This window comes from Rubripirellula tenax, assembly GCF_007860125.1.
GTDB lineage: Bacteria > Planctomycetota > Planctomycetia > Pirellulales > Pirellulaceae > Rubripirellula > Rubripirellula tenax.
The window spans coordinates 565,933-584,050 of the sequence record NZ_SJPW01000006.1 but is presented as its reverse complement, the minus strand read 5'-3'; the positions used below and the strand labels follow the sequence as shown (position 1 = coordinate 584,050).

Annotated in this window: 12 protein-coding genes; 4 read left to right on the top strand and 8 right to left on the bottom strand. The window is 55.7% G+C overall.

Annotated elements, in window-relative coordinates; genetic code table 11:
- Window positions 1-190: 190 nt before the first annotated feature.
- Window positions 191-841, bottom strand: coding sequence for a carbonate dehydratase (gene can, locus Poly51_RS23020; RefSeq protein ID WP_186775741.1), 651 nt, complete (start codon window positions 839-841; stop codon window positions 191-193).
- Window positions 842-1,490: 649 nt separating this feature from the next.
- A complete protein-coding gene (locus Poly51_RS23010; RefSeq protein ID WP_246114701.1) occupies window positions 1,491-2,759 on the bottom strand; it encodes a PQQ-binding-like beta-propeller repeat protein in 1,269 nt (422 codons plus the stop codon).
- Window positions 2,760-3,036: 277 nt separating this feature from the next.
- On the opposite strand from Poly51_RS23010, the gene leuS reads away from it, so the two are divergent.
- Together leuS and Poly51_RS23000 are read left to right on the top strand one after the other, a co-directional pair.
- Window positions 3,037-5,820, top strand: coding sequence for a leucine--tRNA ligase (gene leuS, locus Poly51_RS23005; RefSeq protein ID WP_146460485.1), 2,784 nt, complete (start codon window positions 3,037-3,039; stop codon window positions 5,818-5,820).
- Window positions 5,821-5,933: 113 nt separating this feature from the next.
- The gene (locus tag Poly51_RS23000; protein WP_146460483.1) at window positions 5,934-6,977 is read left to right on the top strand and encodes a Gfo/Idh/MocA family protein; all 1,044 of its coding nucleotides are present in this window, start codon (window positions 5,934-5,936) and stop codon (window positions 6,975-6,977) included.
- Window positions 6,978-6,989: 12 nt separating this feature from the next.
- On the opposite strand, the gene Poly51_RS22995 is transcribed toward Poly51_RS23000, so the two are convergent.
- The 4 genes from Poly51_RS22995 to pgl form a co-directional block, all read right to left on the bottom strand.
- A complete protein-coding gene (locus tag Poly51_RS22995) occupies window positions 6,990-7,922 on the bottom strand; it encodes a DMT family transporter (RefSeq protein ID WP_146460481.1) in 933 nt (310 codons plus the stop codon).
- Window positions 7,923-8,037: 115 nt separating this feature from the next.
- Window positions 8,038-9,198, bottom strand: coding sequence for a glycoside hydrolase family 71/99-like protein (locus Poly51_RS22990; RefSeq protein WP_146460479.1), 1,161 nt, complete (start codon window positions 9,196-9,198; stop codon window positions 8,038-8,040).
- Window positions 9,195-9,752 carry a hypothetical protein gene (locus Poly51_RS22985; RefSeq protein ID WP_146460477.1) on the bottom strand — a complete coding sequence of 186 codons (558 nt, stop codon included), beginning with the start codon at window positions 9,750-9,752 and terminating at the stop codon, window positions 9,195-9,197. The genes Poly51_RS22990 and Poly51_RS22985 overlap by 4 nt, the downstream gene beginning before the upstream one ends.
- Before the next feature lie 22 nt (window positions 9,753-9,774).
- The gene (pgl, locus tag Poly51_RS22980) at window positions 9,775-10,494 is read right to left on the bottom strand and encodes a 6-phosphogluconolactonase (protein WP_146460475.1); all 720 of its coding nucleotides are present in this window, start codon (window positions 10,492-10,494) and stop codon (window positions 9,775-9,777) included.
- Between the two features lie 87 nt (window positions 10,495-10,581).
- Here pgl and Poly51_RS22975 point away from each other — a divergent pair, with 87 nt between their 5' ends.
- Window positions 10,582-12,111: a sulfatase gene (locus tag Poly51_RS22975; protein WP_246114700.1), complete on the top strand. Its 1,530-nt coding sequence runs from the start codon at window positions 10,582-10,584 to the stop codon at window positions 12,109-12,111.
- An 88-nt stretch (window positions 12,112-12,199) separates the two neighbouring features.
- On the opposite strand, the gene Poly51_RS22970 is transcribed toward Poly51_RS22975, so the two are convergent.
- On the bottom strand, window positions 12,200-12,586 hold the full coding sequence (locus Poly51_RS22970; protein WP_146460473.1) for a hypothetical protein: 387 nt from the start codon (window positions 12,584-12,586) through the stop codon (window positions 12,200-12,202).
- A gap of 246 nt (window positions 12,587-12,832) precedes the next feature.
- Here Poly51_RS22970 and Poly51_RS22965 point away from each other — a divergent pair, with 246 nt between their 5' ends.
- Window positions 12,833-13,477, top strand: coding sequence for a class II glutamine amidotransferase (locus Poly51_RS22965; protein ID WP_146460471.1), 645 nt, complete (start codon window positions 12,833-12,835; stop codon window positions 13,475-13,477).
- A gap of 57 nt (window positions 13,478-13,534) precedes the next feature.
- Here Poly51_RS22965 and Poly51_RS22960 read toward each other — a convergent pair whose 3' ends face one another.
- Window positions 13,535-18,049, bottom strand: a complete 4,515-nt coding sequence (locus tag Poly51_RS22960) for an endo-1,4-beta-xylanase (RefSeq protein ID WP_146460469.1) — start codon at window positions 18,047-18,049, stop codon at window positions 13,535-13,537.
- Between the last annotated feature and the right edge of the window lie 69 nt (window positions 18,050-18,118).

The following is an 18,118-nucleotide window of genomic DNA, read 5'->3' as shown; positions in this document are numbered from 1 at the left end:
GCCGATGTGCTGATTTGATTCTTGCCCGAAGGCCGAATGGACGTGTCTGTTCCACACCAGGATAGACGTTTGGCCGACTCATCGGCAGCTTTCGGGGCAAAATAGTCTTCGAAAACTACCCGCCTGCCCGCTGGCGCGACAGATGGGCGAGGCAGCGGCGAATCACAATCGACGACCGACCGTATCGATGTCAAGCGCGGCGTCGGTTGGCGATGGCTTGTTCGTAAACGGACTCGATTTCTTCCGCCGCCGAAACGGTGATGGACAAGTCCTGTAGCAACCCGTCGTCGAGGGCATAGATCCATCCGTGGATTGCCAACTTTTGGCCTCGTCGCCAAGCGTCGCGAACAATAGTCGTTCTGCACACATTCATAGCTTGTTCGATCACGTTGAATTCACACAACTTGTTGACGCGATCTTTGGGAGATTCGATTGCGTCCAATTCCCTTTGATGCAACATCGAGACGTCTTGAATATGCCGCAGCCAGTTTTCGATCAGACCCAATTCTTTGTGAAAGAGCGCCGCGCCAACGCCGCCGCACCCGTAGTGGCCACAAATGATGATGTGCTCGACTTCAAGCACTTGGACCGCGTATTGCATGACCGACAAACAATTCAGATCGGTGTGAACGACCAAGTTGGCGACGTTGCGATGAACAAACAGATCACCTGGCCGCAATCCAACGATTTGATTGGCGGGAACGCGTGAATCGGAACACCCAATCCACAAGTAGTCGGGTTTCTGGTTCTTCGAAAGAATTTCGAAAAACGATGGATCCGTCTCCGCAATATTCCGAGACCAAGCCTTGTTGTTTTCGAGAAGATGTTTGAGATGCAGCACAGTCAATGTTCCAAACGTGAAAACCAGTCTTTCTTATGCTGGTAAAGTATCCACGATCGGACTGGCCAACGCCACACGTTTTTGGCGTGAGGCAATGCTTCATCGAGAATCCGTTATTTCGCCCCGGATAACGCGATGCTGAGCTATGCTCCATTTAGATGGACCAATTTAGACATTGGCTCAATCTTTGTTGCGGCGAACCTCGATTCCATTGCTCAAGGCTGTCGTTCCTGCGGTGGTTCTCGCAATGGCAAAGGCGATTGCACGTTCCTCATCAGACTCAACATGTCCTATCAAACGAAGACCTTTTTCGTCGATTCGACAACTGATGTGGTGCAAATTGTTGCGACGCAGCGACGCGATGATTTTTTCGCAGAGCGGATCAACTTCGGATGATTCTGACATGGCCTCGATAGGGGTACAAAATGGTGGAACTTAGGAAGGTGCGCGCTTGGCTTACTTTTTCCGCATGAGGCCGGAGGGCGGAACGACATCACATAGACGCGCCAACCCAATAACGACAACAGCACAAAATTCAATCAGTTCAGCCGCAATAGCTCTGTTGACAATCCGAAAGCGTAGGTGCCTTTGCAAAGTCTTTGAGCCATCACCGAAGTCTATCCCTATTTCCCCACTTGTGCCGAAGATCTCACTCGATTAGCACCGGTTGTCCGACATTATCGCCAATCAACTGTACGCAAACCAACCGCTCTAGCCGCTTGGCCAAGTTTTCGCCCCCTACCCGAAGGAGTAAATCGCCTCGATGAATGGCGGCGCTTGTATACGAATCTACACCGATCCGATACTTCGCGATTTGTTCAAAACGCTCGCCGATGCGAAATACGTGCAAGTCTCCGTCCAAATTCGGCACCAACGCCACGTCGCCGATCGCCACCGGTGATGCGCTGAAGTTGCCGCCGATGCGTTTTTTCCAATGCAGTTCACCGGTCGCGGCGTCCCAGCAGAATCCGATACCGTCGTCACTGACGGCGACCAAAAAACCTCCTTGGCTGAGCAACGACGGTTCATAGATTTTGGTCTCGTTTGACCAGACGCGTTCTCCATCCGCGGTCAAGCACACGGTTTCCTCATCGGGAAAACCGCCGCTGGCGAAGATCCGTTCGTCGGCCGCAATCACAGTTCCGCATGTTGCTTTTGAAATACACGCGGTCCGCCACAACAATTCACCGGTTGCCGGATCGTAACTGGTGACGGCTCCGTCGCCGCTGATCAACAATTGATCACGACCACCAACATTGGCGACGGTGGGGCTGGAGTAGCTGTCGGTATCGCCTCGCTTGATGCGCCACGCAACTTCCCCCGTTTCGGTGTCGAGCGCCGCGATGTAACCGCCGCCAGAGTTGTCCGCCGAAACGATGACGAGCGACTGATAGAGGATCGGCGAAGGGGCGTATCCGAATCGCGATACAAACATGCCGACCTTTGTCTGCCAAACTTCTTCGCCGTTCATGTCCAATGCCGTAGCGAAAATGGATTGGGAGTTGAAGAAGGTGACGTAAAGTCGCTTGCCGTCGCTGGCGATGGTCGAATTTGCGTTGGTCGCTTTCTTGTGAACTTCGCGATCCGTTGGAAAGTTACCCTGGTGAATCAGCTTGTCGAATCGGACTTCACCCGTCTCGCGGTCGAAGCACAATACCCGCTGCTGTTGTTCTTCGTCGAGCGCGGTCGCCAAGTAAACGGCGTCACCAACCACGATCGGCGAACTGTGTCCACGGCCGGGCACGTCGCTGGTCCAGATCACTTTGGCCGACTCGGGCCATTGGAACCCATCACCCGGGATCGACGCCGCATCGCGGACGACGCCATCGTGTTGGGAGCCACGCCACGATGGCCAATCCTGGGGACTCAATTCGGACGCCATGTCCTTGATGGCGACGCCGCTTTGTTTGGCGGACACCACGTCGACCTCGTAACTGGGGCGACATCCGGCGGAAAATACTGATCCAGCGAGCACGAGAATCGTTGTCCAGTGAGAAAAACCTAGTGATTGCATGATTGCCTATCCGTATCCGAAATTTGTCGTCGTGAGCCGCCGATTGTGATTGTTTTAACAGTTCCCGATTGGTCCACCTTACCAGCCTTCGTCGATTTCCTAGAATCATTGCTCGGCGTCTACCGTTTCGCGGTTCGCCCAACCCGTCCTCCTTGGCCTTTTGAATTGGTTCCGACGTTCTATGCCCCGTTACAACCCCGCCGAAATTGAACCTCGCTGGCAAGCTTTCTGGGAATCTGATCGCACTTTCGCCACGCCGGACATGCCCGTTGCCGGGCCCGACGGTACGATCAAAAAACGATATGTGCTGGACATGTTCCCCTATCCTAGCGGCGATGGGTTACACGTCGGTCACCCCGAAGGTTACACGGCGACGGACATCACATCGCGTTTCTGGCGTGCCCGCGGTGAAAGCGTGCTGCACCCGATGGGCTTTGACGCCTTCGGATTGCCGGCCGAAGAGCATGCGATCAAAACGGGTGAACATCCGCGAATCCAAACGCAACGAAACATCGATAACTTCACGCGTCAACTGAAGATGCTGGGTTTCAGCTATGACTGGGACCGAGTGCTAGCGACGACGGACGAAAACTACTTCAAGTGGACCCAGTTCATCTTCTTAGAACTGTATGACACCTGGTTCGATGCCGAGCAACAAAAGGGGCGGCCGATTGCCGAGTTGCCGATACCTGCCGACGTGTCGGCGAAAGGCGACGATGCCGTCCACCATTATCGTGATGCGAATCGCTTGGCTTACGAAAGTGACGCGCTAGTCAATTGGTGTCCCAAACTGGGAACCGTATTAGCCAACGAAGAGGTCCAAGACGGCAAGAGCGAAGTTGGTGGCCATCCCGTCAAACGGATCCCGCTTCGCCAATGGATGCTGAGGATCACGTCCTATGCGGAACGCTTGCTCGACGGGCTGGATGATTTGGAATGGCCGCTCGGCATCAAAAAATTGCAGCAGGATTGGATCGGCCGAAGCACCGGCGCCGAAGTCGACTTTGCCGTCGGTGACGAGCGACTGCGTGTCTACACAACAAGACCTGACACACTGTTCGGCGCAACATACATGGTGATCGCACCGGAACACGCGATGGTCCAGAGCTTGACGACGGCCCAGCAGCGCGACGCGGTGACGGCGTACTGTGAAAAGGCATCGTTCAAGAGCGACCGGGAACGCACCGAAGGCGACAAGGTAAAAACCGGTGTGTTTACGGGCAGCAACGCCATCAACCCGGTCACGGGAAGTCCGATTCCGATCTGGATCGCCGACTATGTCTTGGCGGGCTACGGAACGGGCGCGATCATGGCGGTGCCGGCGCACGACGTCCGTGACTTTGAGTTCGCGAAGCAATTCGATCTGCCGATCATCCAAGTCGTCGAGCCTCCCAAGACCGACCCAGACTACGACGCATACGTTTCCGGCGAAAAATGCTTTGCTGGCCACGGAATCGCCATCAATAGCGGCCGTTTCGATGGCATGAAAACCGAAAACGTAAAATCTGAAATCACGGAATGGTTGACCCAGGAGGGCACCGGCGTTGAAGCCGTCAACTACAAGCTGCGAGACTGGTTGTTCAGTCGCCAACGATTTTGGGGCGAACCGTTCCCGATTTTGCATGAAGTCGACGACGCGGGGAGACCGACGGGGCGAAAACGCGGGGTGCCGGTGGAGCAATTGCCGGTTCGGCTGCCGGAACTCGAGGACTTCAAACCGCACGGTCGTCCGGAACCGCCGTTGGCGAAAGCAGCCGACGATTGGTTGTTCGTCAACATTGACGGCAAACGCTATCGACGTGAAACCAACACGATGCCGCAATGGGCCGGATCATGTTGGTATTACCTCCGCTATATCGACAACAAAAACGATTCGGCGCTGATTGATCCGGAGAAAGAGAAAGCATGGATGCCGGTCGATTTGTATGTCGGAGGCGCCGAGCATGCGGTGCTGCACTTGTTGTATTCGCGGTTCTGGCACAAGGTGCTGTTCGACCGAGGACACGTGTCGACCGCGGAACCGTTCGGTCGACTCGTCAACCAAGGCATGATTCTGGGCGAAGTCGAGTACACGGGATACGAAGACGAAGCGGGCAATCCTGTTTCGGCAAATGAAGTTCGTCGCGATGCCGACGGTAACTTGTCCGGCAAGTCGGGCGAAACACTTGTCGCGAAAACGCTTCAAGATGAAGACGTCGACAAGAAGGGCGACGGGTTCGTGTTGAAGTCAGATGCGTCGATCCGAATCGAAAGCCGCGCGCACAAGATGTCTAAGAGTCGCGGCAATGTGGTCAACCCGGATGTGATCGTCCGCGAGTATGGTGCGGACTCGCTTCGTCTTTACGAGATGTTCATGGGGCCGTTGGAGGCAACCAAGCCATGGGCAATGACCGGCGTCGGTGGGGTCCGTAACTTTTTGGATCGCGTTTGGCGGATGGTCGTCGATCAAGATTCTGATGACGATGTGCTCAGTCCGGGGCTGACGGACGCAGCATGTGACGAAGGCCAAAACCGGATGCTCAACGCGACGATCAAACGCGTCACCGAAGATACTGAGAACATGCAGTACAACACCGCCATCGCGCGGATGATGGAGTTTACGAACTTCTTCACACGATCCGAGACTCGTCCGACCGATGCCATCAAGACGTTCTTGATCTTGCTGGCTCCGTATGCGCCGCACCTGTGCGAAGAGCTGCACCGACGTCTGGGCGGAACTGGATCGATCGCCAAACTCGATTGGCCGACGTGGGACGAAGCCGCTTTGGTGGAATCGAGTATCGAAGTGCCCGTTCAAATCAACGGCAAGATCAAAGCAAAGGTCAACATCGCGCCGGATGCCACGAAGGAAGCGCTGGCGGAAATGGCGTTGAACGATCCGAAGGTCAAAGAGTTGATCGAAGGCAAGACGATCGTCAAGCGAATCATTGTCCCTGGAAGACTTGTAAACTTAGTCATCAAATAGCAGCACCCTACGTGCCCCCGCAACGCCGCGGGCGGGGCTACCATCATCCCAATCATTGAACGCCCCGCCGGCAACGTCGCGGGTCCACGAAGAGAATCGAGAAAGCAAGTAGTATGAGTATCGGAATCGGAATTGTTGGTGTTGGCATGATCGCCAATTTTCACGCTCGTGCGGTCGCCGACGCGAAGGGTGCCCATTTGGTCGGCGCGACCAGTCGCAGACTGGAACCCACGGCTGAGTTTGCCGCAAAACACAACTGCAAACCGTTCGACTCGCTCGAAGCCATGCTGGCCGATCCCGAAGTGCAAGCGGTTTCGATTTGCGCGCCCAGCGGCGCGCACTTGGATCCTGCGATTGCCGCTGCGAAGGCAGGCAAACACGTGATCGTTGAAAAACCGCTTGAAGTCACCACCGAGCGTTGCGACCAAATCATTCGTGCCTGCGACGAAGCCGGCGTGCGATTGGCGGTCACCTTCCAAAGTCGCTTTCACGAATCAAGCCGCTTGATGAAGCAAGCCGTGGAAGCCGGTCGTTTCGGAAAGATCACAATGGGCGACGCCTATGTGAAGTGGTTCCGCAGCCAAGAGTACTACGACAGTGGCGCTTGGCGAGGCACCTGGCAGCTCGATGGTGGCGGCGCATTGATGAACCAAGCGATCCACTCCGTCGATTTGTTGCTTTGGCTGATGGGCCCCGTCGCCGAAGTCAGTGCGATGACGGCGACAATGACCCACGAGCGGATCGAAGTCGAAGACGTTGCCGTCGCCACGCTGAAATTCGCAAACGGCGCACTCGGTGTGATCGAAGCCACGACGACCGCTTACCCCGGTTCGCTAAAACGCATCGAAATCAGCGGCAGTCACGGCACCGCGATCTTGGAAGAAGAGGATATCAAGCAGTGGCAATTTGCCGACGAAACGGACGAAGACGAAGCGGTGCGAAAAAGGATGGCGGGTAGAACGGAAACCGGCGGCGGAGCAGCGGATCCGGCCGCCATCGGACACCACGGCCACACCATGTTGTTTGAAGAAGTAATCGCTGCCATCAACGAAAAACGTCCTTCCGTTTTGGACGGACGCGAAGGTCGCCGTAGCGTGGAACTTATCCGCGCAATCTATGACAGTGCGAAGACCGGAAAGATCATCAAGCTGGCCTAAGCAAAGCCGCGATCATTTTTTTGCGACAAAACTAACGCCCAAAATCGCGATCACCATGCCGCCGATATGTTGGATCGACGTCGGTTCGCCGAGAATTCCGATCGCCAATCCCATCGTCAACACGGGACCGACCGACCCGATCACCGTCGTTCGCGTCGCACCGATCCGCACGATCGCTTCGTTGATCATGAAGCTGGGTAATACCGTGCAAACGAACGCCAGAACGAAACCATAGACGTAAACAATCGGATTGACGTTTAGGACGCTGGCGATTGGGTCTGTGATTGCGAAATGGACTCCGACAAAAAACGTCGATCCGATCATCGCCAAGCTGGTGAATTCGCGACTTCCGATCCGCTGCATCGTTGGCTTTGCAAACAAGATGTAAAACGAGTAGCTCAGTGCCGCTCCGACGACCAGTGCGACGCCGAAACGCACATCACTGCTGCTGGTCAACGCTTGTTCCTGGCCGTACATCATGACGACGCCGAAATAGCAAAGAGCGATCGCAGCAATGATCCGACGATCGATTTTTTCGCCCAAGAACAACCACGCCAATAGCGCAACCATGGCGGGATAGGTGAACAGGGTCAACCGTTCCAGTTGTGCCGAGATATACTCGAGCCCGCTCAGGTCTAGGTACGAGGCCAGATAGTATCCCAGAAAACCGAGCCCCAACGACCGAACCAAGTCGGATGTAGCAATCGGTTTTCGATCGGCACGCGAACGGAGCGACCAGAACACGAAAACATAAAACGGCAACGCCAAAAACATCCTAAGCGTCAACAGTAACGTTGCCCCGACGCCTTCGGCGAACGCCAACTTAATGAAGATGGACTTCAATGCGAACAAGAACGTGCCAACGATGGCCAGCACGACTCCCGAGCGAAACCGAATGGCGCTTTCACCATGATTGTTCGTTTCACCATCGGTCGGTTCGGTCACGTTGACTGCTTTTGTGAGAAAGGGCACCCTGGATGCACAGCGGGGCGCGGCGCATCTCCGTCACGACTCGGATTGCCGTCGCAAGGTTCACGTGATGACGCTTTCTAACGGATCGTCACCGTGACTGGAGCCACGAAGTTGCGGCAGCGAAGTCTCCGTTTCGAATCCATTCTGCAACGCGATCGAGATCACTCTTGCTTGCCGTTCCACTACGACGAAGGCGAAGCAGTTGCCCGGGCAATTGCAACGAAGCCGAGTCGGCGGTCGGTCCCTTCAGTACGCTTTGCAGGTATCGCAGGTCGCGGTCGCCGAACTCTTCGCTCGGTTCGATCACGGTTCCTTCGCCCCAATCGTTCCAAGTAGCGATTTGGATGATTGCCGGGTGCATCGCCTGAGCGATGCGAAGAGTCTCTCGAAACGTTTTGCCAGCTTCATCTTCGATGTTGGGATAGCTGTCTCGCACTTTTGCGATTCCGTAGGCATCGACGAAACGCGGAAACACGACGGGAATTGCCGCTTCCCAAGCAGTCGCGTCACGCACGAACCGATCGACCGCCTCCATCGCCAGCCCCGGGATTGGCCAATCGAACGCGCCCGTAGCACCGTCGCGTCGATGATGTTCGCTGAAATATGCGATCGGGAACTCAAGTCCGCTAACACACTGCGTCCACTGTTCATTGGAAAGCCCTGCATTGCCAAACGATAACATCACGGGTTTTCCGTTGATTCGAACATGATTCTTTTTCGGAAACCAATGTTCGTTTAGCCAACGAATTTCCGATGCTACGTGCTTAACGCGATCGGAGTCTTTGACAATTCCTTTCTCGACCAACGGTACCAGCGTTTGGTCTTCGTAGCAGATTGAAAACTTCATTCCGATCTGGTCGGCATACTCGATCAGCTTCGTGGTGTTGCGGTGAAGCATCGGATAGTCGTAACAGTCTTGCAGCCCGTACCAATCGACGATGATGCCGTCGATGCCAGCGACACTCATCAGCAGCAAATGGTATTCGATCACGTCTTCGTTACTGGAATCGTACGGACCGATGGCGGGGTAGTACACCGACGCAAGTGACCGTTTTCCGTCGATAATCTGTTCAGGATCGAAGTGATTCATCGTCCAGTGATAGCCCCACTCAGGGCTGGTCGGTTTTGCAACGAACCATGGCATGTAGTGGGCTAGGACTAACGGACGAACCGGTGCCATCGGTTCGTCAGCACTGGCAATCGAAAACAGATATGCGAAGGCGACGCACAAGGCGGTGAATCGTTTCATTCGCATTTGTCCTGCAGAGTGTCAGTTGATTCTATTTTCGAACGCTCGGAATCCTGTGCATGCGTTTGCGCCGAACGACTGTGTTGAGTCCGGGAATCTGGACGGAGGACCGCAATGCAGTCCGCCCGGAACCAAACGTATCCCAGCCCAATCGTGGCAAGGCAGTATATCGCAACAAGTCCCGGATGCACTCCGGCCGCCATCATCCGCGGCGTATCAAGTAATCGGTCTCCCGTGATCCACGCCAGCATCAAGTAGCCGCCGTTTGCGATCAGGCAGAAGTCGGCGACGAACCAAACCGCACGCACCGATACGATTGCGGCGACGCAAAGTGGAAAAATCGCTCCGACCAGCGGTCCCGCCCACAGCGTCAATCGCGGGTGGGGATCAGGACTGTGTAGAGAGTAGGGCAATCGCCACGGCGCAAGATCGTAGTCCACCAGCGTTGCGCCGCCGCACCATCCGCCAAGGATGTGCCCGAATTCATGAGTAAGCAGCATCACAACCCACGACACGGCCAGCAGTGCAACGAGGGTTGTGATTCTAGACTTCATCTGCTCGTTCAATCGATGTGCGCTACAGACCCGATGCCGCGTCTTCATCAACGTAGAACGTTAAATCGGTCGCATCAATAAAGGACGCAGGGTAAGTCTTGAAGAGGCCAGTTTTCTTCACCACGTCGACTAAGACTCCCTTCTTGTTCGCCCCAGTGATCAAGAAAACCACTTTCTTGGCATGATTGATCACGGGCCCCGTCAACGTGATCCGCTTCTGTCCCGAAGTCGGATGCGTCGCAACCTCGCAAACGTCCGACGACGTCAAGAATTCCATCTGATGCGGGAAGATCGAAGCGGTGTGCCCGTCGTCGCCCATTCCCAAGACGACAAGGTCGAATTGGGGAACGCCGTCGCTATCTTTTCGAACGAAGCGATCGATTTCATCCGCGTAGCGAGTACGCTCGTCATCCGGATTCGATTCACCGTGGACGCGGTGGAGTTGATCGGCGGGCAGATCAACCTTGCTAAGGAAGATGTCGTTGGCGACGCCGAAGTTGCTGTCGCTATCCGATGGCGGAACGCAGCGTTCATCGACCCAGAACAACCGGACTCGTGACCAATCGATTTCGCCGGCGAATTCACCCGCCCATCGCTCGAATAACAAGCGTGGTGTGCTGCCTCCCGACAGGGCGACGGTCACGATCGGTTGCGACTGGTCACCGAGCCACTGGGCAAAGTCGTTCGCGAACGAGTCGGCGAGTGTCGCGGGGTCAGAGAACTTTTGAATCTTTGCGTTCATGAAAAAACGTATTGAGGTTGACGTTGCGACACACGATGACGCGAGTCGACTAAAATTTAAGGATTGATGACGGCGATCGATTAGAACATGTGGAAGCCGATTTGCGCACCCGCATTCGCACTGGGCGAGTTTGGACGGCGTGGTGGATCGAGTGTGCTTGGACAAGGAAAAATGATGATGCGTTTTGCGTGCAGTCCGGCTATTGCTTTGGGACTTTTGTGTTTGGTCGGAATCCGCGTCCAATCGGCCGATTCGCACCCCAACGTGCTGCTGATTTGCGTCGACGATCTGCGACCCGAATTGAAGTGTTTCGGGGCGGAGTACATTCATTCGCCGAACATCGACGAACTGGCTCGTTCCAGCCGCTTGTTCGGTCGGCACTATGTGCAGGCGCCGACCTGTGGGGCATCCCGCTACGCGATGTTGACGGGTTGCTACGGAGGTGCATCGAACGAAGCGATTGCCGACCGCGCTAAAACGATCGCGGTGGGTGACTCCGTTCCCGATTCGATGCCCGAGTGGTTTCGGCAACACGGGTACACGACGGTTTCTGTGGGCAAGGTTTCCCATTACCCGGGCGGGCGGATGGGGCCAGATTGGGACGACGATGCGAAGTTGGAAATGCCGGACTCTTGGGATCGGCATCTCTTGCCGGCCGGACCCTGGCAACACCCACGGGGATCCATGCATGGACTGGCCCATGGCGAAATCCGCAACGACCCGGGAGCCATGGATGTGATGCAGTCCGTTGACGGGGACGACTCGATCTATCCCGACGGCTTGATTGTCGACGAGTCACTTCGGCAATTGGATCAACTGGCTAGCGACAATGAAAAACCATTCTTTTTAGCGGTGGGAATCATTCGTCCTCATTTGCCCTTCGGTGCGCCGGCAAAGTACATGCTGCCATACGAAGACGTCGAACTGCCGACGATTCCGCATCCCATGAAACCCAGCGGAACAACCACCTGGCACGGATCCGGCGAATTCATGCGTTACAACCGCTGGGGGCGTGACCCTAACACGGACCCCGAGTTCGCTGATGAAGTGCGTCGTCACTACGCTGCCTGCGTCACGTACGCCGATGCCAGCGTCGGACGAGTACTTTCGAAACTGCGAGAAACCGGCGCGGACGCCAACACGGTCGTTGTGCTGTGGGGCGATCACGGTTGGCATCTGGGTGAACACGCCATTTGGGGAAAGCACGCGCTTTTTGAAGAGTCCTTGCGGTCGCCGCTGTTGGTACGGTTGCCATCGATGCCCGATCCGGGAAAGACCGCAGACGCAATCATCGAATCGGTCGATATATTTCCCACGCTCTGTGACGCCTCGGGAATCCCGTCGCCAAACAATCTGGATGGATCGTCGTTGATGTCCATCCTGGATGACCCCGCGTCGGCCGGCGATTACGCAATTTCGTACACCAAGAAAGCGCGCACCCTTCGCGACAACCAGTATCGTTTGACGGTTCATGACAACGGCGCGGAAGAATTGTATGACCACTCTACCGACGAGGCTGAGACGCTTAATCTTGCATCGCAGCGAGCCGACGTCGTCAAGGAAATGCGCAAACGTCTGGACGATCGTTTGCCTCGCAAAGTCCGATCCCGACGGTAGCCGTGTTGGAAGCACGAGGAAAGAATTGGCCTACTTTGTAAAAATAATAGCAAAGCTGATATTCTTGATTTCGTTGGCTTTTGCTAAATCATTCCCATCGCTGGGCCTTCGCCCGCGTATTTTCTGTTTTAAAGGGATTTAAGATGGCTACCAAAGTAGCAAACGTAAAAGCCAGCAAGACCGCCTCGGTCAAGGCCGTCAAAGCTTCGCCTACCAAGGCAAAGGCGACCACTGTCAAGGCGAAAGGTACCAGCGTCAAAGCAAAGGGCACCAGCGTCAAAGCAAAAGCTACCACTGTCAAGGCAAAGTCAGCTCCGAAAGCATCGGCTGCAACCAAGGCTAAGGCTAAGGCTTCGCCCAAGGCTGCTGTTAAGTCTGTCGCTCGGACTGCAAAGCCAGTTACTGTGAAGGCTGCAACTGCGAAATCACCAGCAGCTAAAAAGCCAGCCGCGAAAGCGACTGCCGTAAAGGCCACTGCGAAGTCGGCACCCAAAGCAAAGCGAGCACCGAAAGCGGTCGCTAAGAAGAAGTAGTTTCTTTTTTAGCGCCGACGCGGCAATGTCGCTTACTCTGCAAAGTGTGAGTCGTCGCCGCGTTTTTTTATGCGCGTTTGAAATTCGTTTTGTGCCGAATGTTTGCGATCCGGGCCAGCCACGGGGTGGACGTCACCAAAGCGCTGATGTCCGCGAAGCACCCACTTTAACGCCAAAGTCGATGTGATATGACCGCGCGCGATCATAGTGATGGTTGGGGCGTGGTCAGTTACCATCGTCCCAAGATCAAATGGTTGCGTCGGGCGGTGGCCGCCTACGACGACGATCGGTTTGCACAGCCCATCGATGCATCGTTCGCGAAAACGGTCGTAGCATCCATCCGCCGAGCATCGCGAAGCGCTTTCAATGATGAAAACTGTCATCCGTTCATGTTCGGGCGTTGGTCGTTTGCGCACAACGGTACGTTAACAGCCGTCGAAACGCTACGCCCTGCGATGCTACGTGAAATGGGGCCAGAATTTCGGAAACAGATTCGCGGACAGACGGATATCGAACTGATCTTTTGTTGGTTGCTACAGCGATTACAGGCGAACAAGTGCATCAACGGCGATCGATGCGTTCGCTTGGCAGGAATGTTATCAACGTTCGCGGATGCTGTTAGCGAATTGGACGCTCGCAATCGCGAGACAGAATCGGCATCCGATACCGACCGGACGGCAAAGCTGAATTTTGTTCTGACCAATGGCAATGTGCTGGTGGGATCCAGGTTGCGAAATTCGCTTTACCGGCTCTCGACCCAGCATGACCGCCCCACGGGACGTCCGCTGGTTAACTTGGCGATCGCATCTGAACCGACTGATTCGCGTCGATGAAAAGAGATTCCCGATGGAACCGCGTTTTCAATTTCAACGAAGCTGCAGTGAGCGTCGTTACCGATTGAGGGAATTTCGCAGTAGTGTGATGCGTGCTCGCATCGCCTGGATCAATGCAATTCGGTGCTCGAGCCATCGGTTGACCACCAAATCCGGGCTCGAGCGTTCGGCCGTTTCTGTCGCGACGGTGGAATCTGCGTTCGCCCTTGAACGGGCTCTCGCAAGACGCGCAAGGAACCTGGCCCGGAAGTCTTGCTTGACGACCGGAATCGTCGAATCCTTCGCGGCAGTGATCGTCGACTCGGAAGCCCCGTGTGTGGTCCCGATATTGGGCTGCTGGGCAACTTGTGACATTCCAGCCACCAACGGCTGAACCGGAGGCTGCGTCAGCGGAGGCGCGGCAAACATCAAGAGCCCGGTCAGGAGCACTTGATTCGATCTTGCGATCAGCGTGTCGAAGGAAGTCACGCGACCATCGCGATTGATGTCGTACTTGGAATTGATCCCAACGAGTGCTCGATCCAATTGCTGATTTCCGCGAATTTGAATCACGTCAAACGCCGTGACTCGCAACTGACTGGCTTCGGACGCAGTGCTAAACACGTCTGCAACTTGGTTTCCAAAATAGAAGACGACAGGATCCTCCAAGCCAGTGTTTTCAGTCACTTTCACAGTGGTTTGCACCCACGTGTTTTTTATCGCCTTGTCCGGCCACGTCAAAGTCACTCTGCTTGTCCCCGAAGCCGAGGGCTCGGATACACTGATCGCCGGTAACGGGATGGCCGAACTTGGAGACAACAACAACCAGCTTTCTGGATCCGACGTATTTCCGACACGGAATTCAAAGTCGGCCGCCGTCAACGACGGGCTCGCAAGGTGGTCGATATCCACGACCACGCGATTGAGGCCCTCGTCATAATTGGTGTAGCTGGCTTCGGTCGCCGTGAATCCCGGCATCAGCGGTTGCTTGTTCGGCGCCACTTCGTCGCCGCCATAGCTTGCCGTCGCGCCGCCATAAGATACGCCCATCAACGACACGGTCGCGGCGGGAACCGACACATCGACCGGAAGATCAACCGTGACCGTTGTCACGCCTGTCCCATCGACCCGCATGGTCGTTGCCGGATACGAAACGCCGCCGAACTGGACCAGCACTTCGTAATCGCCCGTGAATGCTTGGGACGTTAGCGAACCGCTGCGCGTCGTGCCGCGAACATCGGTCCACCAATTGCCGAACACCAGATCCTCATAGGCCTGCCCGTTCGGCTTGATGCTGAAATCACTTCGATACAGCGCGGCGTTTGGAAGCCAGTGCGAATCTTCCCAGAATCCCCAATGCAAAAACTGTTCAATCGCCGGTTGGCTGAACGACATCGTCATGTAGTCGCGCAAGTAGTCGGCCTGCAACTGTTCGTCTGTCGAATTGACATCGAATTCGGTAATCGCAATGGAGGTGTTGAAGCGGGTCTGGTAGTCGACGATGAAACTGGCGAACGTCGTGATGTCGGTCAGGTTCCCATCGTTGTAATGGCTTTGCTCTCCAATCACGTCCAAGACGTTCGCATTGACGAGTTTGTCGATCCAGTATTCGAAGTTTTCGCGGTGCGCCGTGTTGGCTCCGTTGCCGGCGAAGATTCCGTAGTCGTTCAAGGCCAATTTCAAGGTCGAATCTGCCGCCCGCAGACGTTGATACCAACCAACAACCGCATCGTCACCAAGAATCGCCATAACAGCGTTGTTGTCGAACGGTTCGTTGACGACATCCCATTCGTTCGCGCTGTTAGCAAAGTCGAGCGCGACTTGATCGATTCGCGCGTTGATGGTGTCGGCGAGCCAAGCCTCCGCAGCAGCATCGCCGTCGGTCACGAACCGTGAATCGTACTCATCCCACACGCTTGCCGGCATGTTCCCCCGGCTTGGCCAAATCACGTTGTGACCGCGAAGGTACAAGTCATTTGAGGCTGCGAAATTCGCGACAGCTTCCCCCGTCGAAGGATCATTCACATAGCCCGGCCATTTCAGCGAGTTCTCGACAACCACGGTATTGAACAGCCGTTTGATTTCGCTTTGGTATTTCAGCGCTTCGGTGTTTCCGTTCGGGTCCAGTCGCCCGCCGTAGCCTTCGATCGCGGATCCAAACCTGAATTCGTGATCGGTCTGTCGCAGACTGACAACGGCACCGTCGATCGGCAATCCATTTTCGTCGCGAACATTCACGACGACCGTGCGGGTCCGCTCGTTCTCGATCCGAGTTTGCGCGTCATCTCGCCATGCGTCGGTCCCCGATCGGCCTTCGTAGCGAGCACTCGGAAACTGTTCGGGAAGCTCATCTAGATCAACCGAGTTGTCCAGGTTCGTCCACGTGACGCCGCCGAACTGTAGCGTTTGCAGCGCACCACCGACGTTCAGCACGAATTGCAATCCTTCGGTGGAGAATGCCTGGCCAACAGTAATGTCGAACGAGAACGGTGTCCACGCGGTCCCGATCGTCAAGTTCTGTGAAGCCAAAGTCGCGTAGGTATCGGTCCGCTGCACGGCGAACTGCGCGGCGGGGGCTAATCCGGACGTGGCTCGAGCGCTGAATTCAATCCGCATCGTGTCGCCGTTTGCGACCGGAGACTGATTGCGTTCGACGGCCTGCAGATTCCAGTTCGCCGGCGGCAGTGTTGTTGTGGCAACCTCGTAAGCGGAATCAAACGTTTGTCCAGAAACGGGTACCGTTTGTGCCGTTCCCCAAGTACCGCCGATATTGTTCAGCCAAAAACTCGTTTCCGGCGCAATCGTTCGCGGTTGGCCATAGTTGCGTAGGGCGATATCGGCGAACTGAAGTGTTTGTACGTGTTGCCCGATTTGGAAGCCGAATCGCGCATCGCCGCTTGCATAAGATTCTACGGCCGCGAAAGGCAATTGAACCTTCGTCCAATTCGATCCCACGGAAAATCCACGGTTAAGCGACTGAGTGTAGGGGGGGCCGTTGATTTCAAAGACGGCCAGTACGGTTCCCGGATCGACACCGGCGGAACGCACATAGAACTCTGCAAGCAGCAAGTCACCTTCGACGACCGGCGCATCAATGCTCTGCCCCATTTGAACGCTGAAAACATTCGCCGGTTGACTCGTCACATTCGCTTGAATGACCGTGCCGAAGGTCGGATCAGAAACGGCTGAAAACGTGGCTCCGAAACGCTGGTTAAAATCGCTAAGTGAGTTGCCTGTCCAAAGAGAGGTTGAACCGCTGGGGATGAGTGCGTCGTCTTGAATGGTGCCCAGCACAACTCGCTCGCTCTTGAAGGCGACGTCGTAATCAACGCCAGCTTTCAATTGGATCGTGACCGATTCGTCGCCTTCGATGTCCGAATCCACCGTGGGCGTAACCAGGATCGTCGCCGATTCTGCAAACGGGGGTATCGTGACGGTTCCCGACAACGCGGTGTAGTCGGAACCCGCCGTGGCACTACCACCGGTGACATAGTGTACGGTCAACGGATGACTGATCGATCCGCCATCGCGCACGACCTGAAAGCTTGCCGAACTTCCCGAACCCTCTGCAGCGATCGGTGTCTCTGCAAAGATCCGTACCGTTGGCCGATCCATGGATAACACTTCGCCTGGGATCACGACGATCGACGACTCACCGGGAACCTGCCATCCCACGGCCAAGTGGTCGGCGCCGGTTGACTCTTTGTGCAACGCTTCGATGAAGTAAGACTGGCCGGCGACCAATTGAATGACCGCGGACTTTTGCTCTGGACGACTTGTCCAATCCGTTGGGGCAACGGCGACGGTCACCTCTGCGATCTTCTGCGATTGGCCGGCATCAACGCCGGTGCTCAATCTCAACTCGGCGGTTGAGTCAGCGGCTAAGTAGAACGTGTACGCGCCCGTCACTGGCGCGTGAAGCAGCCCGTGTACACGTCTGCCGAATTGATCACCAACATCGCTGCTCGTTTGAAAGGAACTCAACAGCGAAGACGTCAAAGGCTGCGACGGAAAGTCTGCATCGCCCGTCAAAGCAGACAGCGCGTCACCAGGGATGCCCGCGAAGAAGTCTTCGGCGATCGATCCGCGAACGGACGGAGTCAATTGCGACTCTGGAACAACTTCAAGCGATTGCGAGGGACTGGACCACTGTAACTTTGCCGATGCGTTGCCCGTTGACTCGCGATACTCCATCACCAAGTCATAGCGACGGCCGGCGACCAGATCGATCGTGGCTGTAACTGCGGTCAATCCACTTGCATCGAACTGATCGACCAGCAATTGGCCGTTCACCCACAACCGGGCGCCCTCGTCGGCGTCGACTTGAAAGGCGTAGGCCTCTGTGTACCTTGCTTCCACCTGTCCGGACCAGCGCGCCGAAAAGAAATCATTGCTGATGGACGCATCAGGCGATGCGGATCCCCAATCGAAGTTCACCCCGGACTCGAATCGGCTGAGTGCCGTACCCGATAGGTCAGCGTTGTCAAAGTACTGAGCTTGCAAGCCCTGGCCGATATCTGCGGCCATCAGCCGACGAGACTCAAGGCTCTCGAAACGGAGAGCGGCTTTGGTCTTTGATCTTTTTTTATTCATGGTATCTGGAGGGGCTAAGTTTGGGCCGGCGACCGCGGCAATCACAATTGCCGACAGGTCACCCTATAT

Excerpts from the sequence above, each read along its gene's own strand:
- Poly51_RS22985 (WP_146460477.1), bottom strand. The coding sequence starts at position 9,752 with ATGAAGTCTAGAATCACAACCCTCGTTGCACTGCTGGCCGTGTCGTGG.
- Poly51_RS22960 (WP_146460469.1), bottom strand. The coding sequence starts at position 18,049 with ATGAATAAAAAAAGATCAAAGACCAAAGCCGCTCTCCGTTTCGAGAGC.
- leuS (WP_146460485.1), top strand. The coding sequence starts at position 3,037 with ATGCCCCGTTACAACCCCGCCGAAATTGAACCTCGCTGGCAAGCTTTC.
- Poly51_RS23000 (WP_146460483.1), top strand. The coding sequence starts at position 5,934 with ATGAGTATCGGAATCGGAATTGTTGGTGTTGGCATGATCGCCAATTTT.
- Poly51_RS22965 (WP_146460471.1), top strand. The coding sequence starts at position 12,833 with ATGACCGCGCGCGATCATAGTGATGGTTGGGGCGTGGTCAGTTACCAT.
- Poly51_RS22990 (WP_146460479.1), bottom strand. The coding sequence starts at position 9,198 with ATGAAACGATTCACCGCCTTGTGCGTCGCCTTCGCATATCTGTTTTCG.
- pgl (WP_146460475.1), bottom strand. The coding sequence starts at position 10,494 with ATGAACGCAAAGATTCAAAAGTTCTCTGACCCCGCGACACTCGCCGAC.
- Poly51_RS22975 (WP_246114700.1), top strand. The coding sequence starts at position 10,582 with ATGTGGAAGCCGATTTGCGCACCCGCATTCGCACTGGGCGAGTTTGGA.